This is a genomic window from Streptomyces clavifer (assembly GCF_036345975.1).
In the GTDB taxonomy this organism is placed as follows: Bacteria; Actinomycetota; Actinomycetes; order Streptomycetales; family Streptomycetaceae; genus Streptomyces; species Streptomyces clavifer.
Genome location: NZ_CP107793.1, coordinates 1,477,362 through 1,498,349, shown reverse-complemented (window position 1 = coordinate 1,498,349; position 20,988 = coordinate 1,477,362). Strand labels below are relative to the sequence as shown.

Sequence of the window (20,988 nt, the reverse complement as noted above, 5' to 3'; positions counted from 1 at the left end):
GAAAGGGCGGGTGGCGGCAATGGCCAAGGCGACGGACGGGGACGGCACGCCCGTCCCTCAACGGCTGCTGGCCGCCGCCACCCGGCTCTTCGCCGAGCGCGGCTACGACCGCACCTCGGTGCAGGAGATCGTCGAGGCGGCAGGTGTCACCAAGGGGGCGCTCTACCACTACTTCGGCTCCAAGGAGGACCTCCTCCAGGAGGTCTACGCCAGGGTGCTGCGGCTCCAGCAGGAGCGGCTCGACGCCTACGCGAACGCCGACGCCCCGATCGAGGAGCGGCTGAGGGAAGCGGCGGCGGACGTCGTCGTCACGACCATCGAGAACCTCGACGACGCCTCCATCTTCTTCCGCTCGATGCACCACCTGAGCCCGGAGAAGAACAAGCAGGTGCGGATGGAGCGGCGCCGCTACCACGAGCGCTTCCGGGCCCTGGTCGAGGAGGGCCAACGAGCCGGGGTGTTCTCCTCGGCGACCCCCGCCGACCTGGTCGTCGACTACCACTTCGGCTCGGTCCACCACCTGTCCACGTGGTACCGGCCGGACGGCCCGCTCACCCAGCAGGAGGTCGCGGACCACCTGGCGGACCTGCTGCTGAGGGCCCTGCGCCCCTGACGGTCTGCCCGGGCGGCGTCGGTCAGCTCCCCTCCCGCACACCCAGAGCTGCGAGCAGCAGCGAGGCGAGCTCCTCCGCGAAGACCGCCGAGCCGGTGAGGGCCCGGCGGACGAGATCCTCGTCGGGAGTCAGCCCTGCCGCGAGCGCCCAGGCCGCCGCGGCCCCCACGGCGTGCTCGACCGGGAACTGGTCCAGGGGTATGTCGTAGTCCTCGGCCACGGCGCGGTTGAGCAGGGCCTCCCAGGCCCCGCCTCCGGGAGCGGCGGCCTCCACGAAGCCGACGTCGCTGTCCAGGTAGGTGACCAGGAGGACCGGCGCGCCGGTGCTCCGTACGAGGTCCGCGACGCCGCGCTCCTCCGACTCCGCGACCTCGAGCACCTGCCAGCCGTCCGCCGGGGACCCGGCGTCCTCCGCATCCGTGAAGCCGGCCCTCTCCACGGGGCCGCGAAGGTCGGCCGTGGAACGGACCGTCAGTGATCCACCAGCATTTCCCATGCCCCCGAGGCTATGGGAGGGCACTGACACGCCCCCGGCGCAGCCGGCGTCAGGAGACGGGCGGGCAGAGCACCAGCAGGCAGCTCCGGATCCGGACGTCGTCGATGACCGGGCCTCCGACGCCGGGGGTGGTGCCGGCGAAGGTGAGGGTGACGGAGGTCTTCAGCAGGTTGGTGATTACGGCGGTCTGCCGGGTGCAGCCCATGTCGCGGAAGCCGTGGCCGGTGATGTCGAACGCGAACGTCGTCACGGGGACACCGGCGACTCCGAGCTCGCCCGTCTTCAGTGCGGGCGCCCACGCGGGGTTGCCCGCCAGCTCGAAATCGACCACGTACGAGGTCAGGGGGGCACCGGTATCCGTGCGAGGCCTGCCACCGTGCGCTCCGGCACGCGCGGCGCTCGTCCCACGGAGCACGGTGGTCCGGGGGTCCTGACCGCCTCCTCCGACGGGCCGGCGCGGCTCCGCGGACCCGTGTCCTCGCCCTCCCCCGACGTCCGGTGAGCGAACGCGCCTGTCCGGATTCCACTCTTGACGGTGCTCGGTCACCTACCCGAGCATCGGGGGCGCACTTCCAGCCCCACCGCTCCAGGCCCAGGGCCGTCCACGGTCCCGGGACCCCCGCACGTTCCGTCAGTCCCCGAACGGAATCCGGAGCCACCGATGAGACCTGCACGCCTCAGATCCCTGTCCGCCGCCGCGGTCGCCGTCGCGGCGCTGCTGGCGACCGCCGCCCCCGCCGTCCAGGCGGCGCCGGCACGGGCTGCCGCAGCCCCCGACATCCCTCTTGCCAACGTCAAGGCACACCTCACCCAGCTCCAGTCGATAGCCACCGCCAACGGCGGCAACCGGGCACACGGCCGGACCGGCTACAAGGCCTCCGTCGACTACGTCAGGGCCAAGCTGGACGCGGCCGGATACACCACCACCCTCCAGCAGTTCACCTCCGGCGGAGCCACCGGCTACAACCTGATAGCCGACTGGCCGGGCGGTGACCCGAACCAGGTCCTGATGGCCGGTTCCCACCTCGACTCGGTGACCTCCGGCGCCGGTATCAACGACAACGGCTCCGGATCCGCCGCCGTGCTCGAGACGGCCCTCGCGGTCTCCCGTGCCCAGCTCGCTCCGGACAAGCACCTGCGCTTCGCCTGGTGGGGCGCCGAGGAGCTGGGGCTCGTCGGCTCGAAGTACTACGTCAACAACCTCGCGTCCACCGAGCGGGCCAAGCTCTCCGGATATCTCAACTTCGACATGATCGGCTCGCCGAACGCCGGCTACTTCGTCTACGACGACGACCCGGTCATCGAGCAGACCTTCAAGAGCTACTTCGCCGGCCTGTCGGTGCCCACCGAGATCGAGACCGAGGGCGACGGCCGGTCCGACCACGCCCCGTTCAAGAGCGCGGGCGTACCCGTCGGCGGCCTGTTCACCGGAGCGAGCAACACGAAGTCGAGCGCGCAGGCCCAGAAGTGGGGCGGTACCGCGGGGCAGTCCTTCGACCGCTGCTACCACTCGTCCTGCGACACCACCGCGAACATCAACGACACGGCCCTGGACCGCAACAGCGACGCCGTCGCCCACGCGGTCTGGACCCTGTCCGCCGGGACGGTGACCCCGCCGACCGGCACGGTGTTCAGCAACGCCACCGACGTCGCCGTCCCGGACAACGGGGCCGCGGTGACCTCGTCGGTCGCGGTCACCGGCCGTACCGGTAACGCCCCTGCCACGCTCAAGGCGGCGGTCGACATCAAGCACACCTACCGGGGCGACCTCGTCGTCGACCTGCTCGCCCCCGACGGCACCGCGTACCGGCTGAAGAACTCGAGCAGCAGCGACTCCGCCGACAACGTGATCGCGACCTACACGGTCAACGCCTCCGCCGAGACGGCCAACGGCACCTGGAAGCTCCAGGTGAGGGACGTCGCGGCACAGGACACCGGCTACATCGACAGCTGGCAGCTCACCTTCTGACCCCGCCGGGGAGGCGCTCCGCGCCTCCCCGTACCGGGCTCAGAGGTACTTCTTGATCTCACGCCGTGCCAGTGACCGCTGGTGGACCTCGTCCGGCCCGTCCGCCAGCCGCAGGGTCCGTGCCGACGCCCACAGCTCGGCCAGCGGGGTGTCCTGGCCGACCCCGCCCGCGCCGTACAGCTGCACGGCCTGGTCCAGGATGCCGACGACCGCGCGGGGAGTGGCGATCTTGATCGCCTGGATCTCGGTGTGGGCCCCGCGGTTGCCCACGGTGTCCATCAGCCAGGCCGTCTTCAGCACCAGCAGCCGAAGCTGCTCCACCGTCACCCGGGCGTCCGCGATCCAGTTCTGCACGACGCCCTGCTGGGCGAGCGGCTTGCCGAAGGCCGTACGGGCCACGGCACGCCTGCACATCAGCTCGATCGCGCGCTCGGCCATACCGATCAGCCGCATGCAGTGGTGGATGCGGCCCGGGCCCAGCCGCGCCTGCGCGATGGCGAATCCGCCGCCCTCCTCGCCGATCAGGTTCGCCGCGGACACGCGTACGTCGGTGAACACGACCTCGGCGTGGCCGCCGTGCGAGTGGTCCTCGTAGCCGTACACCCGCATCGCACGGCGCACCTCCAGGCCGGGGGTGTCACGCGGGACCAGGATCATGGACTGCTGGCGGCGGATGTCCTGGCCGTCCGGGTCCGTCTTGCCCATCACGATGAAGACCGCGCAGTCCGGGTTCATCGCCCCGGAGATGTACCACTTGCGCCCGTTGACGACGTAGTCCGCGCCGTCCCGCGTGATCCGCGTCTCGATGTTCGTCGCGTCCGACGAGGCCACGTCGGGCTCCGTCATCGCGAACGCCGAGCGGATCTCCCCGGCCAGCAGCGGCTCCAGCCACTGCTTCCTGTGCGCGTCCGAGCCGAACTGGGAGAGCACCTCCATGTTCCCGGTGTCCGGCGCCGCGCAGTTCAGCGCGGTCGGTGCCAGGTGCGGGCTGCGGCCGGTGATCTCGGCCAGCGGGGCGTACTGGAGGTTCGTCAGCCCGGCGCCGTACTCCGCGTCCGGGAGGAAGAGGTTCCACAGGCCCTGCCTGCGGGCCTCCGCCTTGAGGTCCTCCACGACCCGCGGGGTGTCCCACGGCGAGGCGAGCCCGGCCCGCTGCTCCTCGGCGACCTCCTCGGCCGGGTAGACGTGCTCGTCCATGAACGCGAGCAGCCGGGTGCGCAGCTCCTCGGTACGGGCGTCGAATGCGAAGTCCATGGGGTGATCAGCCTTCCTGGAGGGTGGTGAGGCCGTGCGAGATGAAGACGGGGACCAGGTCGCCGATGCGGTCGAAGCCGGCGCCGACCGTCCGGCCCAGGGTGTAGCGGTAGTGGATGCCCTCGAGGATCACGGCGAGCTTGAACCACGCGAAGGCCGTGTACCAGGCGATGGCGGAGGTGTCGCGGCCGGAACGGGCGGCGTAGCGCTCGATCAGCTCGGCGGGGGTGGGGTGGCCGGCGGCCCCGCTGGTGGTGGACACCGGGGACGCCGGGAGGTCCAGGTCGGAGCTGTACATCACGAGCAGCCCGAGGTCGGTCAGCGGATCGCCGAGCGTGGACATCTCCCAGTCCAGGACGGCCCTGATCCTGTCGTCCCGGCCGAGCAGCACGTTGTCCAGGCGGTAGTCCCCGTGCACGACGGTGGGCGCGGGGGAGTCGGGGAGCTCCCTGCCCAGCGCGGCGTGCAGCTCGTCGATGCCGGGCAGCTCACGGTTGCGGGAGGCGTCCAGCTGCTTGCCCCAGCGCCGCAGCTGGCGGTCCAGGAACCCCTCCGGGCGCCCGAAGTCGCCGAGGCCGACGGCCGCCGGGTTCACCGCGTGCAGGTCGACCAGGGTGTCGACGAGCCCCAGTACGGCGGCGCGGGTGCGCTCGGCGCCGAGCGGGGCGAGCTGCTCGGCCGTACGGTACGGAGTGCCCTCGACGTACTCCATGACGTAGAACGACGCGCCGATGACCGTGTCGTCCTCGCAGAGCAGCACCGGCTCGGGCACCGGCACCGCCGTCGGGTGCAGTGCGCTGATCACCCGGTGCTCGCGCTTCATGTCGTGCGCGGTGGCCAGTACGTGGCCCAACGGCGGTCTGCGGACGACCCACTGTCCACTGCCGTCGGAGACGACGTAGGTGAGGTTCGAGCGTCCGCCCTCGATGAGCCGGGCCTCGAGCGGTCCGTTCACCAGCCCCGGCCGCTCGCGGTCGAGATATCCGCGCAGCAGGTCGAGGTCGAGACCTGGCGGGTGGACTGGGCTCATGGTGCGCACCTCCGGGGCGTGTGGACGGTCGGGACCATGATGCCGACCAGTCGGTATGTCGTCCAGTGCCGTCCCGGAATCCGGGAGGGGAACTCGGTGCGGAGTCTGGTGCTCAGTCGCATGGGTGAATAGAGTTCATGTATGGATACAGCATTGTTGATCGACGACGTCCGGCTGACCCCGATCCTCATCGCCGATCCGCCGCTGCTGAACACCCAGGGCGTCCACCAGCCGTACACCCCGCGGCTCATCGTGGAAGTCGTCACCCGCGGCGGTGTGACCGGAATCGGCGAAACCTACGGCGACGGCACCTACCTCGACCTGGCCGAACCCCTCTCCCGTGCCCTCCCCGGCCGGTCGGTCAGTGATCTGAACGGCCTCTTCGCCCTCGCCGACGAGGTGTGCGGCGACTCACGCGCCGCCGACGAGCGGGTCGACGCGGGCGGGCTGCGCGGCGTGCAGACCGCCGACAAGCTGCGGCTGTCCGTCGTCTCCGGCTTCGAGGTCGCGTGCCTGGACGCCCTCGGCAAGACCCTCGGACTGCCCGTGCACGCCCTGCTCGGCGGCAAGGTCCGCGACAGCGTCGAGTACAGCGGGTACCTCTTCTACCGCTGGGCGGCACACCCCGAGGGCGGCGAACGCGACGACTGGGGCGCCGCGCTCGACCCCGACGGAGTCGTCGCGCAGGCCCGGCGCTTCGCCCGCGACCACGGATTCACCTCCTTCAAGCTCAAGGGCGGGGTCTTCGAACCCGACGCGGAGATCGCCGCCGTCCGCGCGCTGGCCGAGGCCTTCCCCGGGCAGCCGCTGCGTCTGGACCCGAACGGGGCCTGGTCCGTGGAGACCTCGCTGTACGTCGCCGACCAGCTCGAGGGCGTACTCGAATACCTGGAGGACCCGGCGAGCGGTACGGCGGCGATGGCGGAGGTCTCCGCGGGGACCGGCCTCCCGCTCGCCACGAACATGTGCGTCACCACCCTCGCGGAACTCCCCGAGGCCTTCGCCCGTGACGCCGTCCAGGTCCTCCTGTCCGACCACCACTACTGGGGCGGACTGCACCGGACCCGCGAACTGGCCGCGATCTGCCGCACGTTCGGCGTCGGACTCTCCATGCACTCCAACACCCACCTCGGCATCAGTCTCGCCGCCATGACGCACGTCGCCGCCACCGTGCCCAATCTCGACTACGCCTGCGACAGCCACTACCCGTGGCAGACCGAGGACGTCATCACCACCCGCCACACCTTCCGGGACGGACGCCTGGCCGTCTCCGACGCGCCCGGACTGGGCGTCGAGCTGGACCGCGACCGGCTGGCCGCACTGCACCGGCGCTGGCTCGACGACGACGGCACCATGCGGGCGCGCGACGACGCGGCGGCGATGCGCAAGGCCGACCCGGAGTGGGTGACCCCGCCGATTCCGCGCTGGTGAGGCCCGCGGGCGGGGGGCGAGGCCCGTACGGGACTCGCGCGGGGTCCGTCCCGCGTGTGCTCCCGACCGCCGGCGGGACGCCCGGGCCGGGCCTCCCCGGGACTTCCCCGGCAACCCCGCCGCCGCCCCGCACCGTCACGGCCTGAGTTGCGGTGACCCCGGCCTGCGCCGATCGTCGGAGGATGAAGGCGATCAGCTACAGCAGGTACGGCTCGGCCGACGTCCTGGAGTACGGCGAGCGGCCGGACCCCAAGGTCGGCCCCGACTCGGTGCTGGTGAAGGTGCGGGCCGCCGCCGTCAACCCCGTCGACTGGAAGGCCCGCGAGGGGTACCTCCAGGCGGGCCTCGAAGCGGTCTTCCCCGTCATCCCCGGCTGGGACGTCTCCGGTGTCGTGGTGCAACCCGGGGCCGCCGTCGACGAGTTCGAGGTGGGCGACGAGGTCATCGGCTATGTGCGCGAGGACTTCCTCTCACGCGGCACGTTCGCCGAGTACGTCGCCGCCCCCGTGCGCACCCTCGCCCGCAAACCCCTGAGCCTGAGCTTCGAGGAGGCCGCGGGCCTGCCGTTGTGCGGTCTCACCGCCCACCAGGTGCTGCACCGCACCCTGAAGGTCCGGGACGGTGAGACCGTCCTCGTCCACGCGGCCGCCGGCGGGGTCGGCTCGCTCGCCGTCCAGCTCGCCCGGCACGCCGGCTGCCGGGTCATCGGCACGGCCGGCGCCCACAACCACGAGTACGTCCGGCAGCTCGGCGGCGAACCGGTGGAGTACGGCGACGAGCTCGCCGACCGGCTGCGGACCCTGGCACCCGGGGGCATCGACGCCGCCTTCGACACCGTCGGCGGGGAGGCCCTGCGGGTCTCCGCCGAGACCCTCGCCCCCGACGGCCGGCTCGCCTCCATCGCGGACGCCGAGGTCTTCTCCTACGGCGGCCGCTACGCCTTCGTGCGTCCCGACGCCCAGGACCTCGCCCAGCTGGCGGAACTGGCCGAGCAGGGGATCATCTCCGTCCACGTCGACCAGGTCTTCACTCTGGAGCAGGCGGCGGACGCCTACCGGCTCAACGAGCAGGGGCGCACCCGCGGCAAGATCGTCGTCACCGTGGCCTGGGAGGACTGACCCCGGTACGCCGGGGACCCGGCCCGGCTCAGAAGAGCGTCGCGGCGGCGAACACCGCGAGCGCCACGGTGCACGCCGCGGCCGTCAGGGCGCGGCGCGGTGACAACGGCACGGGCTCCGCCGTACCCAGGCCCGTCACCCGCCGGTGCGCCACCCCGAGGAACCCCAGCCAGGCCAGCAGGCTCAGCGCCACGGCGATCACCCCGGCCCCGCTCACCCCGCTGTCCAGCGCCTGCCGGCCCGCGAGCAGCGCCACCACCGTGCAGGACAGCGTGGTGCGACGCCAGGCCAGCCGCGTCCGCTCCGGCTGCAGCCCCGGATCCCGCCCCACGGCGGTCACCGGCCCTCCCAGCCGAACAGGACCACCACCACCATGGCCACCGCGACCACGGCGACGGCGAGGCTCAGGAGCGCGGGGAACCGGGACACCGGCAGATCCTCACCGCGGCGCATCGCCCGCTCGCACCGCACCCAGTGGTTGACGGCCCGCAGCGCACAGAGCACACCGGCCGCCAGCAGCGCGAGAGCGAGACCGGACCGGATGCCCCACGCCAGCCCGGGCAGGAACTGGTCGACGGCGAAACCGCCGCCGATCAACGCGAGCGCCGTGCGGATCCAGGCCAGGAAGGTGCGCTCGTTCGCGAGCGAGAAGCGGTAGTCCGGGGTGTCGCCCTCCGCCCGGATCCGCTGGGGCGCGAGCCACAGCCGCACGCCCCGCGCGAAGTCGCCGCCGCGGCTCACGTGGCCGACCCGGTTTCCCCGGCCCGCATCGCCCGCAGCCGGTGGTACGTCTCCAGCCCGTCCGGCACCCACGTCCAGTCGCCGAGCCGGCGCTCCAGTTCCGCATCGGTCAGGAAGGTGTGCCAGGCGATCTCCTCGGCCTGCGGGCGCACCGGCAGCTCGCACCGCACCCGGTAGACGTACGACCACCAGCTGTGCTCGGCGCTCGTGTAGAGGAACGTGAACAGCGGTTCGGGGCGGGGGAGACCCGATACCCCGAGCTCCTCCTCGGCCTCCCGCAGGGCCGCGTCGTCGTAGGACTCGCCCGCGCCGACCACCCCGCCCACGAACATGTCGTAGTGCGAGGGGAAGACCAGCTTGTCGGCGGTCCTGCGGTGCACGAAGATCCTGCCCCCGGCGTCTCTGGCCTCGATGAAGACGCACCGGTGCCGCAGTCCGCGCGCGGTCGCCTCGCCGCGCGTCGCCTGCCCGACGACCTCGTCGTTCTCGTCGACGATGTCCAGGATTTCATCTGCCGGAGTCATGCGGCCCATCCAACCCCACGCCACCGACAGCCGTTGACCCGTGCCGCTCCCTGCCCTCCGGCATCGCCGGATGCAGCCCGAGCAGCACGATCCCCGCCACGATCGCCGCGAGTCCGGCCGCCTCCCACGCCAGGGCACCCGTGTCCGTACGCACCCGGTCGCCGAGGAAACCGATCCCGCAGACGATCCCGGCGAGTGGCTGCGCGGCGGTCAGCGCGGGCAGGGAGGCCCGCAGCGGCCCCGCCTCGAACGCGCTCTGGACCAGGATCAGCCCGGTCACCCCGAGGACGACGACCGCGTACGGCTGCCAGCCCGCCATCAGGGCCGGCCAGCCGCCCTCCGTCAGCTTCTCCCCGCTGACCCTGGTCAGGGCGTCCTGCAGTCCGTACAGCAGTCCGGCGGCGAGCCCCAGCAGCACGGGCGTCCCCCGGGTCCGGGGATGCCTGGCGAAGGCGGTGAGCAGCAGCGCGAGCCCCGCCACCGTGCCGACCACCAGCCAGTGCCGCAGCGGGTCGGTGTCGGCCCGGCCGCCCTGCGGCTGCCCGGCCAGCAGGAACGCGGTGACCCCGCCCGCCAGCAGCCACAGCCCGCCCCATCCCTGCCGGCCCAGCCGCTGGCCGGTGAGACGGCGCGAGAGGGCCAGCGCGAAGACCAGATTGGTCGCCAGCAGCGGCTCGACGACGGACAGCTCGCCGTTGCCGAGCGCCAGCGCCCCCAGCACCATGCCGCAGACCATCAGGCCGATACCGGCCAGCCAGCTCGGCACCCGCATCAGGTCCAGCAGCAGCCGGGGCGAGAGGAAGTCGCGCAGGGGCGCGCGCCGGGCAGCGTCCTGCTGGAGGACGAAGCCGAGGCCCAGACAGCAGGCGGCACCCACGGCGAGCAGGACAACCAGCACGGACACGGTCCGACGATAGCCCCGCATCGGTACGGGAGCCGTGAGGGCGCCACCGGCAGGGCGGTTGACGTGGGAGCGGCCCGTACCGAAGATCTGACGCACAAGTAACTTCGCAGTACCGCGCATACCCCGTACCCGCCCCGCACCGCCCCGAAGGATGGAACCCATGGCGTACGACGCTGACGTGATCGTGATCGGGGCGGGGCTCGCGGGACTGGTGGCCACCGCCGAGCTCGTCGACGCGGGCCGCACGGTGATCCTGCTCGACCAGGAACCCGAGCAGTCCATCGGCGGTCAGGCGCACTGGTCCTTCGGCGGCCTCTTCCTCGTCGACTCGCCCGAGCAGCGCAGGCTGCGGATCAAGGACAGCCGGGAGCTGGCCCTCCAGGACTGGTACGGCACGGCGGGCTTCGACCGCGAGGAGGACCACTGGCCCCGCAAGTGGGCCGAGGCGTACGTCGACTTCGCGGCCGGTGAGAAGCGCTCCTGGCTGCACGCCCAGGGGCTGCGGCTCTTCCCCGTCGTCGGCTGGGCCGAACGCGGCGGCTACGACGCCAACGGCCACGGGAACTCCGTCCCCCGCTTCCACATCACCTGGGGCACCGGCCCCGGTGTCGTCGCCCCCTTCGAGCGACGGGTGCGCGAGGGCGTCGCGAAGGGGCTCGTCCAGCTGCGCTTCCGCCACCGGGTGACCGGCCTCGGCCGCTCGGCCGGGACCGTCGACACGGTCACCGGTGAGGTACTCGAAGCGAGCGGCGCCGAGCGGGGCACGGCGAGCGGCCGCGAGGCCACCGGCGCCTTCGAGCTCACGGCACAGGCCGTGATCGTCACCTCCGGCGGCATCGGCGGCAACCACGACCTCGTTCGCGCCCAGTGGCCGGAGCGGCTCGGCACCCCGCCCGAGAAGATGCTCTCCGGCGTCCCGGCCCACGTCGACGGGCTGATGCTCGGCATAGCCGAGGACGCGGGCGCCCACCACATCAACCGTGACCGGATGTGGCACTACACCGAGGGCATCGAGAACTGGAACCCGATCTGGGCGAAGCACGGGATCCGGATCCTCCCCGGCCCGTCCTCCCTCTGGCTCGACGCCCGCGGCAAGCGGCTCCCGGTCCCGCTCTTCCCCGGCTTCGACACGCTGGGCACCCTCGAACACATCATGAGGTCCGGCTACGGCTACACCTGGTTCGTGCTGGACCAGAAGATCATCGGCAAGGAGTTCGCGCTCTCCGGGTCCGAGCAGAACCCGGACCTGACCGGGAAGTCGGTCCGTGACGTGATCGGCAGGGCGCGCGCCGACGTCCCCGCACCGGTGCGGGCGTTCATGGACAAGGGCGTGGACTTCGTCGTCGAGAAGGACCTCGGCGCGCTGGTCCGCGGGATGAACGCGCTGACCGACGAACCGCTGATCGACGAGGACGACCTGCGCCGCGAGATCACCGCACGCGACCGCGAGGTCGCCAACCCCTTCACCAAGGACCTCCAGATCACGGCGATCAACGGTGCACGCGCCTACCTCGGCGACCGGCTGATCCGCACGGCCCGGCCGCACCGCATCCTCGACCCGGCGGCGGGTCCGCTGATCGCCGTGCGCCTCAACATCCTGACCCGCAAGTCCCTCGGCGGACTGGAGACGGACCTGTCCTCCCGCGTCCTGACGGAGGACGGCACCGTGCTGCCCGGGGTGTACGCGGCGGGGGAGGCGGCCGGATTCGGAGGGGGCGGCGTCCACGGCTACCGCTCGCTGGAGGGCACGTTCCTCGGTGGCTGCATCTTCTCCGGCCGCGCCGCCGGCCGCGCGGCGGCCGAGGCCACCGGCTGACCGGACCCCGCCCCGCAGGGCGCCGCGGTCCCGTCACGGTCCGGAGCGCCCCTGCGGTGACGAGCGCTTCACGAGCCTGTCCCGATTGTGTGCCGTTCGGCGGAAGGCCGAAATTCGACGGTTAGCCTGGCGGCGCTCAGGGCGTCCCGGAGGGCGTCGGACCAGGTGGACGGAAGCGGGAACAGACGTGGGCGTACGTGGCGGGAACGCGGTGTCGCGCAGGCAGATACTCAGGCTGGCGGGGACGGGGCTGGGGCTGGCCGTGCTCGGTGCCGGGGCCGTGGGGTGCGGTCCCGGGGCGGACGAGCCCGAACCGGCCGGCAGTGCCACACCGGGCGGGGACAAGAAAGGTGACGCCTTCACCACCCCGCCTCCCGGCACCGCGCCCGAGCCGCTCTGGCAGGCGGACACCGCGAACACCGTCCTGTCCGGCAGCGCGGCGCTCGCCGTGGTCGACGGCCTGGTCCTGGTGTCGGGCGACCCCCTGGTGGGCCGGGACGCCGTCAGCGGCAAGGAGAAGTGGAAGCGCACCGGCGTCACCACGCCCGGCGCCGGGCTCATCATCGGCGGCGGGACGCTCTACCTCGCCAGTGCCGAGTACGACGGCGACGTGGTGGGTCTGGATCCGGCCACGGGCAAGGAGACCTGGCGCAGCCGGCTGGGTGACGAGTACCAGCAGCCGCGCCCCATCGCGGCCGACGAGGGCCACGTCTACGTCCTGGCCGGCATCCTGGAGAAGGACTTCTCCACGCCGAACAACGTGCTGGCCGCGATCGACACCGCCTCCGGCGAGGTCACCTGGCGCGAGCAGCGCGACGCGGGGACCGAGGAGTACGGCATCAACGCCGCGGTCGTCGGCGGACGTCTCGTCTACACGGACTACCGGGAGAACGTCACCGTCCGCGACACGGCCACGGGCCGGCAGATCTGGACGAAGAAGATCAGCCAGTCCAACCGCCGTCACTTCGCCGTGCACGACGAGCTCGTGGTCGTGGCGGACGGACAGCACCTGCGGGCGTTCGCACTGTCCGGGGGCAAGGAGCGCTGGTCGCTCACGACGGAGGAGTTCAGCAGGTTCAACGACCCGCACCTCCTGGACGGGGTGCTCTACGCCTCCGACACGGCGCGCGCCCTGTGGGCCGTGGACCCCGCCACGGGCAAGAAGATCTGGCACAACGAGGACCTGCGGGACACGGCGACGCAGGCCTGGCAGTTCGTCAAGGCGGGCGGCACCCTCTACGGCGCCACGGAGTTCGACAAGGACGGCGGCGTGCACGCCTTCGACGCGGCGACCGGGAAGCTGCGCTGGACGTACAACGACGGGACCGGCGACATCCAACAGTGGTACGTGGCCGCGGCGGGCGACCGGCTGGCCGTGATGCACGGCAAGCGGCTCTACGCGCTCCCCGCCGTGTGACGACCCCCGCCCCGCCCGCGACGACGGCACACGCGGCCGGGCGGGGCGGGGTCCTTCCCCCGGGCCGGTTCACGACGGGCCCGGGTGCCCGGCGCTCCCCGGGCCGGGCGGGCCTCCACCGGGCCGGGCGGGCCTCCACCGGACCCCGCGGGCCCGGCCCGGGGGGCCGCGTCCCCGCCTCCGTGTCAGAGCAGCCGCTCGACGACCCGGAACCTCTCCGCCACCACCATCGTGTCGTCGTCCACCGTGAACGACGGATCCCCCAGCGCCTCCCGCATCTCCTCGCCCTGCCAGAACGCCTCGTGCCCCGCACGCCACTGGGCCACCGACGTGTAGCCCTCGCCCTCGTCGAGCACGTGCTGCAGATCGACCGCACCCAGCGGCAGCACCCGCACCTCGGTCACCTCGAGCACCGCGGTCTCCCGCCCCTCGGAGTCGATGAGCGCGGACCGCTCGCCCACCGGTGGCAGCTCCTCCTTCTCCGTCTCGTACTCCACGAGGAGGCCGGACGTCGACACCTTCTCGCCGGAGAGCACGGCGGCCACCAACCGGTCGCGCAGCGGCCCGGGAAAGGCGAGGAGGAACGGCTTGAGGGGTTCGTGTGCGTCCATCCGGGCAGTGTGGCACGCGTCACCCCCGGTCGCTCCGGCTCCCCCACGCACCCCTGCGGCGAGCTGCGCGAAGGGTGCGGACCGCCCGCCTGGATACGTCAACTGCTCGAAGGGTGAATGCAGTTGCGGGAGGGTCGCCCTTGACTCGGACCATTACCTAACGCTTTGCTGTGCGCGATCGTTTGCTCGCACACAGCATCGAACCGCTTCGCACGCCGCGTCGAAAAGGAAGCCTGCGGATGTCTCCGCCTCCGCCGCCTCTGGGCCGCGCCCGCCGCAAGGGCGCCCGTTCGGACCATGCTTTCGACCCGGCTCTCGGCGACACCGAACTCATCTCCGTACGCGGCCAGTTCACCCAGGGGCGCTGGACCAGGGCCCGCTCCCTGCTCGTCGCGACCGGTGCCGACTGGGACCGCCGCGGCCACCGCCTCCTCGCCCTCGCCGCAGTGCCGTCCGCCGCCGGCTGGGCCCGCGAATGGCTGCTCGCCGAACCGGACAGCTCCGATGCCGCCACGCTCCTCGCCTGCGCCGACGTCACCCGCGCCCTGCGCCCCAAGGCCGGCGCCGGCGAGCGGGTCCGGGCCCGCGAGGCCTGTCTGGCCGCCGCCGCCCTCGATGCCGCGGACCCCACCCCGTGGCTGGCCCTGATGCTGCTGGACCGCGCGCACGGCACCCAGGAGGAGACCGCCGGACACTTCGAGGAGATCCGCGCCCGCCACCCCGAACACCACCAGGCACACCACCTCATGACGGCCCGGCTGGCCGAGGCCGGCAGCGGTGGCGACCCGCTCCACGAGGTCTACGACTTCGCCTCCTGGGCCGCCGAGCAGGCCCCCGCCGACTCACCGCTGGCCGTGCTCCCCGTCATCGCGCACGCCGAGCGCTACCGCGTCCTGGTCGAGGCCGGACACGCCTCGGACGACCCGGCGGCATCGGGCCACTGGACCGGACGCAGGGCCCGGCAGGTGATGAAGGCGGCCTTCGACTGGTGGCTGGAATGGGAACGCGAGGACCACCCCCGCCACCGCGCCGACCTCAACTTCCTCGCCCACGCCAAGATCTGCGAGGGCCGCCCGGCCGAGGCCGCCGCCCTCTTCCACCGCATCGGCTCCCACGCCACCGCCGCCCCCTGGTCGTACTCCGGCCGCGACCCCTACCCCGCGTTCCTTGCCGCGCGCACCTTCGCGCTCGGTACCCCGTGATGCACGCTGCTCCCAACGAAGGGATCACCCCCGCCATGTCGACGGGCAGAACACACTCGAGCGAGGCCGGCACCGGAAGCACGACGGGCGGCACCGGCGGGATCAACACCTACAAGGGCGAGGACCGCGCGCTGCGCGCGGACCGGCTCGGCACCCCCGGACTGCTCCTCTCGGTCCTCGCCGCCAGCGCCCCGCTGATGGTCGTCGCCGGGGTCATGCCCACGGTCTTCGGTGTGATGGGCATCGTCGGACAGCCCCTGCTGTACGTCATCCTCGGTGTCGTCCTGATGCTGTTCGGCGTGGGCTACGCGGAGATGAGCCGGCACGTCCACAACGCCGGGGCCTTCTACGCGTACATCGCCCGGGGCCTCGGCCCGACGGCCGGCGCGGGCGCCTCGCTCGTGGCGCTGGTCGCCTACAGCGCCATGCAGGTCGGCATCTACGGCATCCTCGGCTTCGAGGTCTCCGGCCTCTTCGCCACCTATCTCGACATGGCGGTGCCCTGGTGGCTCCCGGCCCTCGCCGCCGTCGCCGTCGTCGGTGTCCTCGGCTGGCTGAAGATCGACCTGAACGCCAAGGTGCTCGGTGTCCTGCTGGTCATCGAGTGCGCCCTCGTCGTGATCTTCGACATCGCCGCCGTCAGCAAGCCCGGACCCGAGGGCCTGTCCCTGCACGCCTTCAACCCGGAGACCCTCACCGGTGCGGGCCTGGGCACCGCACTCTGCTTCTGCATCGCCGCGTTCGTCGGCTTCGAGCAGGCACCCGTGTACGCGGAGGAGACCAGCCGCCCGCAGGTCGTCGTGTCCCGGGTGATGTTCCTGGCCGTCGGCTACGCCGCACTGTTCCTCGCCGTCAGCTCCTGGGCCCTCACCGTCGCCGCGGGCCCGGGCTCCATCGCGGGCACCTCCCTCGAACAGGGCCCGGGCATGCTCTTCGGTCTCACCGAGGAGCGGCTCGGCGCCACCTTCACCGACGTACTGCACGTCCTCTTCGTCACCGGCATGTTCGCGGCCCTCCTCAGCTTCCACAACGTGGTCGCCCGCTACGCCTTCGCGATGGGGCGTGAAGGCCTGCTGCCCGCCGGTTTCGGCCGGACCAGCAGGACCAGCGGCGCCCCCGCCACCGGGTCGATGCTCCAGTCCCTGGTCTCCGTCGTGATCGTGCTGGCCTTCGCCCTCACCGACGGCCACCCGGTCGGGGACCCCACCGCGCCCGTCCTGCGCCTGTTCACCTGGATGGGCAACGTCGGAGCCCTCGGCGTCATCCTGCTGATGGCGGCGGCGTCCTTCGCGGTCATCGCCTTCTTCCTGCGCCGCGGCGCAGGACGCGCCCAGGCCCCCCGACTGGTCGCCTCGGGCCTCGCCGGGACCGCCCTGCTGGCCATCGCCGTCTTCACCGTCCGGGACTTCGACGTACTCGTCGGCTCGGGCCCCGGCTCGACGCTCCACTGGCTGCTGCCCGGAGTCATCGGCGCCGCCCTCGTCGCCGGTCTCGTGTACGGCGCGGTGCTGCGCTCCACCAAGCCGGACGTGCACGCCAGGATCGGTCTCGGCAACGAGGCGTTCCAGCTGGAGAAGGCCGCCGAGAACGCCCCGGCTCCGCTGTAGTCCTTACGGCGGTGTGACGGACACCCGCGGCCCCTGGTGACGGGACGGCCGCGGGTGTTCCATGGACGGGTGAACAGTCGTCCTCCCGGTCGCACGGGCCCACCCTCGGGCGACGTCCCACCCACCGGGGGAGACGTCGCCCACCGCGAGGACCCCGCCGACGGGCACGGCACCCCCGTCGGCCGCCGCCTCGTCCTGACCATGCTGGGCCTGGGCGCGGCCGGAGTCGTGGCCGCACCCGCGCTCCAGCGGGGACTGGAGGCCGGACTCGGCGCGGTCGCCGACAAGGACCCCACCGGCCTGACCGGGCTCCTGCCCAACGGCGGCGGCTTCCGCTACTACTCCGTCGCCACCTCCGTACCGAGGAAGTCCGCCGCCGACTACCGCCTCACCGTGGACGGCCTGGTGGACCACCCCGCCACGTACACACTGGACGGCCTGAAGGCGCTCCCGCAGACCCGCATGGTCCGCGACGTCCAGTGCGTCACCGGCTGGCGGGTCCCCGAGACCCCCTTCGAGGGGGTCGGGCTCTCCGCGCTCCTGGACGCCGCCGGCGTACGGCCCGAGGGCAGGGCGGTCCGCTTCACGTGCTTCGACGGCGCGTACAGCGAGAGCCTCACGATGGAACAGGCCCGCCGGGCCGACGTCCTCGTCGCGCTGCGCATGCGGGACGAACCGCTGTCCCACTCCCACGGCGGGCCGGTCCGGCTCTACGTGGCCCCGATGTACTTCTACAAGTCGGCCAAGTGGCTTTCCGGGATCACCGTCACCGACTCCGTCCGCCCCGGCTACTGGGAGGAGCTCGGTTATGACGTCGACGCCTGGGTCGGCCGGTCCAACGGCCGCGACGACGCCCCCACCGCCTGAACGCCCCACGAGGATCCGGCGCTTCACCCGCGCCGAGCGCCTGGTCCACCGCACCACCGCCTGGCTGACGCTGCTCTGCGTGCTGACGGCGGCCTGCCTGTACGTCCCCCAGCTCGCCGAACTCGTCGGCCGCCGCCACCTCGTGGTCACCGTCCACGAATGGTCCGGGCTGCTCATCCCCGTACCGCTGCTCGCCGGGCTGGCCTCCCGGGCCCTGCGCGCCGACCTGTCCCGGCTCAACCGGTTCGGGCCGCACGACCGGCGGTGGCTGAAGGCAGCGCTGCGCCGCGACCGTACGCCCGGCGCACGGCCCGCCGGGAAGTTCAACGCGGGCCAGAAGCTCTATGCCGCCTGGATCGCGGGCGCCGTGCTCGTCATGCTCGGCACGGGCCTGCTGATGTGGTTCACGGACCTCGCCCCGCTGGTGTGGCGCACCGGCGCGACCTTCGTGCACGACTGGCTGGCGCTCGCCGTCGGCATCGTCCTCGCCGGACACATGGCGAAGGCGCTCGCCGACCCGGAGGTACGCCGTGGCATGCGCACCGGGTCGGTCGAGCGCCCTTGGGCCCGCTCCGAGCACCCGCTGTGGCGGGATCCCGAGGAGTAGCTAGAGGACCAGGGACAGCAGCAGGATGAAGCCGAGCGAGACGACGGAGATGATGGTCTCCATCACCGACCAGGTCTTGATCGTCTGACCGACGTCCATGCCGAAGTACTCCTTCACCAGCCAGAAGCCCGCGTCGTTGACGTGGCTGAAGAAGAGCGAACCGGCACCGACGGCGAGGACGAGCAGCGCGGCCTCGGGAGTGGACATACCGGCCGCCAGCGGAGCGACCAGGCCGGCCGCCGAGATGGTGGCCACGGTCGCCGAGCCCGTCGCCAGCCGGATCGCGACGGCGATCAGCCAGCCGAGCAGCAGGGCGGGTATCGACCAGTTCTCCGAGAACTCCAGGATCATCTGGCCCACACCGGCGTCGATCAGCGTCGTCTTGAAGCCGCCGCCCGCGCCGACGATCATCAGCACGCCCGCGATCGGGGCGAGGGACTTCTCGACGGTCGTGGAGAGCCGCGCCTTGGTGAAGCCGGCGGCCCTGCCCAGCGTGAACATACCGACGATCACGGCCGCGAGGAGGGCGATCAGCGGGGAGCCGATCACATCGGTGACCCGCTGGACGTGGTTCTCGGGGTCGTCCACCACGATCTCGACGAGGGCCTTGGCCAGCATCAGGACCACCGGCAGCAGCACGGTGACCAGCGTGGCGCCGAAGCCCGGACGCCGGTCCAGGTCCTCCGACGGCCGCTGCGGGATCATGTTCTCCGGGGCCTGGATGTCCACCCAGCGGGCGGCGTACCGGGAGAAGACGGGGCCCGCGATGATCACGGTCGGGATGGCGACGAGCACGCCCAGGGCCAGCGTGACACCCAGATTGGCGTCCAGGGCGTCGATGGCGACCAGCGGGCCGGGGTGCGGCGGGATCAGGCCGTGCATCACCGAGAGCCCGGCGAGCGCGGGGATGCCGATCCGCATCAGGGAGTAGTTGCCGCGCTTGGCGACCAGCAGCACCACCGGGATCAGCAGCACGATGCCGACCTCGAAGAACAGCGGCAGACCGATGATCGAGGCGATCAGCACCATCGCCCAGGGCATGGCCCGCCCGCTCGCCTTCGCGAGAATCGTGTCGACGATCTGGTCGGCACCGCCCGAGTCGGCGAGCAGTTTGCCCAGGATCGCGCCGAGTGCGATCAGCACACCGACACTCGCGACGGTGGAGCCGAGGCCGGTGGAGAAGCTGGTGATCGTCTTGTCCAGCGGGGCACCGGCGAAGGCGCCGAGCGCCAGCGAACCGATGGTCAGCGCCAGGAAGGCGTGCATCTTGAACTTGGTGATGAGTACGACGATGACGGCTATGCCCGCCAGTACGGCGATGCCCAACTGAGCGTTGCCGGCCGAAGTGATCGGTTCGACGGCATCCGCTGCCAGCATCTCGACGCTGAGACTGGTCACGGTGAATCCTTAGGAGTCGAGCCGGCGCAGCGCGGCGACGGCCCTTTCGGTGATTTCTTCGGGGGTGCCGGACACGTCCACGGCGACGCCCGGCTCGTCCTCCTGCAGCGGCTGCAGGGTCGCGAACTGGGAGTCGAGCAGCGCGGTCGGCATGAAGTGGTTCCTGCGGCCCGCCATCCGGCGCTCGATGAGAGCCCGGTCGCCGGTCAGGTGAAGGAAGACGGCACCAGGTGCCTCGGCGCGCAGCCGGTCACGGTAGACCCGCTTGAGCGCCGAGCTGCTGACCACTCCGCCGAGCCCCGCCCGGCCGTGCGCCCACTGCCCGATCGAGTCCAGCCAGGGCCAGCGGTCGTCGTCGTCCAGGGGGGTGCCCGCCGACATCTTGGCGATGTTGGCAGGCGGGTGGAAGTCGTCGCCCTCGGCGTAGGGAACGCCGAGTGCGGCGGCGAGCAGGGGACCGATCGTGGTCTTGCCGGTCCCTGCTACGCCCATCACCACGACGACGTGGGGGGTGCTCATTGGTGCCTCGCTGTCTTCTTCGACATCGGTCCGTCGCGCTACTGAAACCCATTACATACGACTTATTCAAGAGGCTGTGACATAAACGTCGTACTTTTTGTTGCCGACGGCCGCACCGTAGGCTGGTGGGCGTGACCACACAGAGCCAGGGGCTGCATACACATGTGCTGGACGCCCTGGGCCTGGAGATCGCCGCGGGCGACTGCCCGCCCGGCCGCGTCCTGCGCACCGACGAGCTGGCCCAGCGCTTCGACGTGTCCCGCACCGTCGTACGCGAAGTGATCCGCGTGCTGGAGTCCATGCACCTGGTGGAGTCCCGGCGCCGGGTCGGAGTGACCGTGCGGCCCACCGAGGAGTGGAACGTCTACGACCCCCAGGTGATCCGCTGGCGGCTGGCCGGATCGGACCGCCCCCGGCAGCTGCGGTCGCTCACCGTGCTGCGGTCCGCCGTCGAACCCGTCGCCGCCGGACTCGCGGCCCGCCACGCCACCGCGGAGCAGTGCGCCGCCCTCACCGAATGCGCCCTCGGCATGGTCGCCACCTCGCGCGGCCAGCAGCTGGAGGGCTATCTGCGGCACGACATCGCCTTCCACCGGATCGTGCTCAACGCATCCGGCAACGAGATGTTCGCGCGCCTCGGTGACGTCGTGGCCGAGGTCCTCGCGGGCCGCACCCACCACCAGGTGATGTTCGAGGACCCGGACCCGGCCGCCGTCACCCTGCACGTCCGGCTCGCCGAAGCCGTACGCGAAGGCGACGCGGTGGGCGCCGAGCGGCTGACCAAGGAGATCGCGGTCGGCGCGCTGCACGAACTGGACGTACTCGCGCCCTGAGCCGGGGCGCCGCCCCGGTACGGTGGTCGGT

The 20,988-nt window shown here is 72.0% G+C and carries 22 protein-coding genes; 11 read left to right on the top strand and 11 right to left on the bottom strand.

Going from position 1 to position 20,988, the window contains the following annotated elements; genetic code table 11:
* The first annotated feature begins 19 nt into the window (after positions 1-19).
* Positions 20-613: a TetR/AcrR family transcriptional regulator gene (locus OG927_RS06300; protein WP_056786348.1), complete on the top strand. Its 594-nt coding sequence runs from the start codon at positions 20-22 to the stop codon at positions 611-613.
* Positions 614-635: 22 nt separating this feature from the next.
* Here the strand turns inward: OG927_RS06300 and OG927_RS06295 are convergent, their stop codons facing one another.
* Both OG927_RS06295 and OG927_RS06290 read right to left on the bottom strand, forming a co-directional pair.
* Positions 636-1,109: a hypothetical protein gene (locus OG927_RS06295; RefSeq protein WP_157862872.1), complete on the bottom strand. Its 474-nt coding sequence runs from the start codon at positions 1,107-1,109 to the stop codon at positions 636-638.
* 49 nt (positions 1,110-1,158) lie between these two features.
* On the bottom strand, positions 1,159-1,440 hold the full coding sequence (locus OG927_RS06290) for a hypothetical protein (protein ID WP_330319826.1): 282 nt from the start codon (positions 1,438-1,440) through the stop codon (positions 1,159-1,161).
* 330 nt (positions 1,441-1,770) lie between these two features.
* On the opposite strand from OG927_RS06290, the gene OG927_RS06285 reads away from it, so the two are divergent.
* Positions 1,771-3,078 carry a M28 family metallopeptidase gene (locus OG927_RS06285; protein ID WP_330319825.1) on the top strand — a complete coding sequence of 436 codons (1,308 nt, stop codon included), beginning with the start codon at positions 1,771-1,773 and terminating at the stop codon, positions 3,076-3,078.
* A 39-nt stretch (positions 3,079-3,117) separates the two neighbouring features.
* On the opposite strand, the gene OG927_RS06280 is transcribed toward OG927_RS06285, so the two are convergent.
* Positions 3,118-4,332: an acyl-CoA dehydrogenase family protein gene (locus OG927_RS06280; RefSeq protein ID WP_330319824.1), complete on the bottom strand. Its 1,215-nt coding sequence runs from the start codon at positions 4,330-4,332 to the stop codon at positions 3,118-3,120.
* 7 nt (positions 4,333-4,339) lie between these two features.
* Positions 4,340-5,362: a phosphotransferase family protein gene (locus tag OG927_RS06275; RefSeq protein ID WP_330319823.1), complete on the bottom strand. Its 1,023-nt coding sequence runs from the start codon at positions 5,360-5,362 to the stop codon at positions 4,340-4,342.
* 141 nt (positions 5,363-5,503) lie between these two features.
* On the opposite strand from OG927_RS06275, the gene OG927_RS06270 reads away from it, so the two are divergent.
* A complete protein-coding gene (locus OG927_RS06270) occupies positions 5,504-6,793 on the top strand; it encodes a glucarate dehydratase family protein (RefSeq protein ID WP_124282860.1) in 1,290 nt (429 codons plus the stop codon).
* A 182-nt stretch (positions 6,794-6,975) separates the two neighbouring features.
* A complete protein-coding gene (locus OG927_RS06265) occupies positions 6,976-7,911 on the top strand; it encodes an NADP-dependent oxidoreductase (RefSeq protein ID WP_056786366.1) in 936 nt (311 codons plus the stop codon).
* Between the two features lie 28 nt (positions 7,912-7,939).
* Here OG927_RS06265 and OG927_RS06260 read toward each other — a convergent pair whose 3' ends face one another.
* From OG927_RS06260 to OG927_RS06245, 4 genes are read right to left on the bottom strand one after another with little or no spacing between them, the layout of a single operon-like run.
* Complete coding sequence (locus tag OG927_RS06260) at positions 7,940-8,251, bottom strand: DUF202 domain-containing protein (protein WP_056786369.1); 312 nt, start codon at positions 8,249-8,251, stop codon at positions 7,940-7,942.
* Positions 8,248-8,652: a YidH family protein gene (locus OG927_RS06255; protein ID WP_056786372.1), complete on the bottom strand. Its 405-nt coding sequence runs from the start codon at positions 8,650-8,652 to the stop codon at positions 8,248-8,250. The genes OG927_RS06260 and OG927_RS06255 overlap by 4 nt, the downstream gene beginning before the upstream one ends.
* Positions 8,649-9,176, bottom strand: coding sequence for an NUDIX hydrolase (locus tag OG927_RS06250; protein WP_056786375.1), 528 nt, complete (start codon positions 9,174-9,176; stop codon positions 8,649-8,651). The genes OG927_RS06255 and OG927_RS06250 overlap by 4 nt, the downstream gene beginning before the upstream one ends.
* Positions 9,160-10,080 carry a DMT family transporter gene (locus OG927_RS06245; protein ID WP_056787454.1) on the bottom strand — a complete coding sequence of 307 codons (921 nt, stop codon included), beginning with the start codon at positions 10,078-10,080 and terminating at the stop codon, positions 9,160-9,162. The genes OG927_RS06250 and OG927_RS06245 overlap by 17 nt, the downstream gene beginning before the upstream one ends.
* Before the next feature lie 160 nt (positions 10,081-10,240).
* Here OG927_RS06245 and OG927_RS06240 point away from each other — a divergent pair, with 160 nt between their 5' ends.
* Complete coding sequence (locus OG927_RS06240; protein ID WP_056786379.1) at positions 10,241-11,896, top strand: FAD-binding dehydrogenase; 1,656 nt, start codon at positions 10,241-10,243, stop codon at positions 11,894-11,896.
* 187 nt (positions 11,897-12,083) lie between these two features.
* Complete coding sequence (locus tag OG927_RS06235) at positions 12,084-13,313, top strand: outer membrane protein assembly factor BamB family protein (protein WP_241191972.1); 1,230 nt, start codon at positions 12,084-12,086, stop codon at positions 13,311-13,313.
* Between the two features lie 185 nt (positions 13,314-13,498).
* Here OG927_RS06235 and OG927_RS06230 read toward each other — a convergent pair whose 3' ends face one another.
* Positions 13,499-13,924 carry an ASCH domain-containing protein gene (locus OG927_RS06230; protein ID WP_056786385.1) on the bottom strand — a complete coding sequence of 142 codons (426 nt, stop codon included), beginning with the start codon at positions 13,922-13,924 and terminating at the stop codon, positions 13,499-13,501.
* A gap of 239 nt (positions 13,925-14,163) precedes the next feature.
* On the opposite strand from OG927_RS06230, the gene OG927_RS06225 reads away from it, so the two are divergent.
* From OG927_RS06225 to OG927_RS06210, 4 genes are all read left to right on the top strand, one after another.
* Complete coding sequence (locus OG927_RS06225) at positions 14,164-15,126, top strand: hypothetical protein (protein WP_330319822.1); 963 nt, start codon at positions 14,164-14,166, stop codon at positions 15,124-15,126.
* 35 nt (positions 15,127-15,161) lie between these two features.
* Positions 15,162-16,733 carry an APC family permease gene (locus OG927_RS06220; protein ID WP_056786391.1) on the top strand — a complete coding sequence of 524 codons (1,572 nt, stop codon included), beginning with the start codon at positions 15,162-15,164 and terminating at the stop codon, positions 16,731-16,733.
* Positions 16,734-16,802: 69 nt separating this feature from the next.
* Complete coding sequence (locus tag OG927_RS06215; RefSeq protein WP_408058042.1) at positions 16,803-17,600, top strand: molybdopterin-dependent oxidoreductase; 798 nt, start codon at positions 16,803-16,805, stop codon at positions 17,598-17,600.
* Positions 17,542-18,207 (top strand): cytochrome b/b6 domain-containing protein, encoded by a 666-nt coding sequence (locus OG927_RS06210; RefSeq protein ID WP_330319821.1) that lies wholly within the window; start codon positions 17,542-17,544, stop codon positions 18,205-18,207. Before OG927_RS06215 ends, OG927_RS06210 begins: the two co-directional genes overlap by 59 nt.
* On the opposite strand, the gene OG927_RS06205 is transcribed toward OG927_RS06210, so the two are convergent.
* Both OG927_RS06205 and OG927_RS06200 read right to left on the bottom strand, forming a co-directional pair.
* A complete protein-coding gene (locus tag OG927_RS06205; RefSeq protein ID WP_056786394.1) occupies positions 18,208-19,605 on the bottom strand; it encodes a GntP family permease in 1,398 nt (465 codons plus the stop codon).
* 9 nt (positions 19,606-19,614) lie between these two features.
* Complete coding sequence (locus OG927_RS06200; RefSeq protein WP_056786397.1) at positions 19,615-20,124, bottom strand: gluconokinase; 510 nt, start codon at positions 20,122-20,124, stop codon at positions 19,615-19,617.
* 131 nt (positions 20,125-20,255) lie between these two features.
* Here OG927_RS06200 and OG927_RS06195 point away from each other — a divergent pair, with 131 nt between their 5' ends.
* Positions 20,256-20,957, top strand: coding sequence for a FadR/GntR family transcriptional regulator (locus tag OG927_RS06195; RefSeq protein WP_056787467.1), 702 nt, complete (start codon positions 20,256-20,258; stop codon positions 20,955-20,957).
* Positions 20,958-20,988: the final 31 nt, after the last annotated feature.

Coding starts and splice junctions, on each gene's coding strand:
- OG927_RS06265 (WP_056786366.1), top strand. CDS start 6,976: ATGAAGGCGATCAGCTACAGCAGGTACGGCTCGGCCGACGTCCTGGAG.
- OG927_RS06280 (WP_330319824.1), bottom strand. CDS start 4,332: ATGGACTTCGCATTCGACGCCCGTACCGAGGAGCTGCGCACCCGGCTG.
- OG927_RS06225 (WP_330319822.1), top strand. CDS start 14,164: ATGTCTCCGCCTCCGCCGCCTCTGGGCCGCGCCCGCCGCAAGGGCGCC.
- OG927_RS06240 (WP_056786379.1), top strand. CDS start 10,241: ATGGCGTACGACGCTGACGTGATCGTGATCGGGGCGGGGCTCGCGGGA.
- OG927_RS06220 (WP_056786391.1), top strand. CDS start 15,162: ATGTCGACGGGCAGAACACACTCGAGCGAGGCCGGCACCGGAAGCACG.
- OG927_RS06250 (WP_056786375.1), bottom strand. CDS start 9,176: ATGACTCCGGCAGATGAAATCCTGGACATCGTCGACGAGAACGACGAG.
- OG927_RS06300 (WP_056786348.1), top strand. CDS start 20: ATGGCCAAGGCGACGGACGGGGACGGCACGCCCGTCCCTCAACGGCTG.
- OG927_RS06210 (WP_330319821.1), top strand. CDS start 17,542: ATGACGTCGACGCCTGGGTCGGCCGGTCCAACGGCCGCGACGACGCCC.
- OG927_RS06270 (WP_124282860.1), top strand. CDS start 5,504: ATGGATACAGCATTGTTGATCGACGACGTCCGGCTGACCCCGATCCTC.
- OG927_RS06230 (WP_056786385.1), bottom strand. CDS start 13,924: ATGGACGCACACGAACCCCTCAAGCCGTTCCTCCTCGCCTTTCCCGGG.
- OG927_RS06200 (WP_056786397.1), bottom strand. CDS start 20,124: ATGAGCACCCCCCACGTCGTCGTGGTGATGGGCGTAGCAGGGACCGGC.
- OG927_RS06275 (WP_330319823.1), bottom strand. CDS start 5,362: ATGAGCCCAGTCCACCCGCCAGGTCTCGACCTCGACCTGCTGCGCGGA.
- OG927_RS06295 (WP_157862872.1), bottom strand. CDS start 1,109: ATGGGAAATGCTGGTGGATCACTGACGGTCCGTTCCACGGCCGACCTT.
- OG927_RS06285 (WP_330319825.1), top strand. CDS start 1,771: ATGAGACCTGCACGCCTCAGATCCCTGTCCGCCGCCGCGGTCGCCGTC.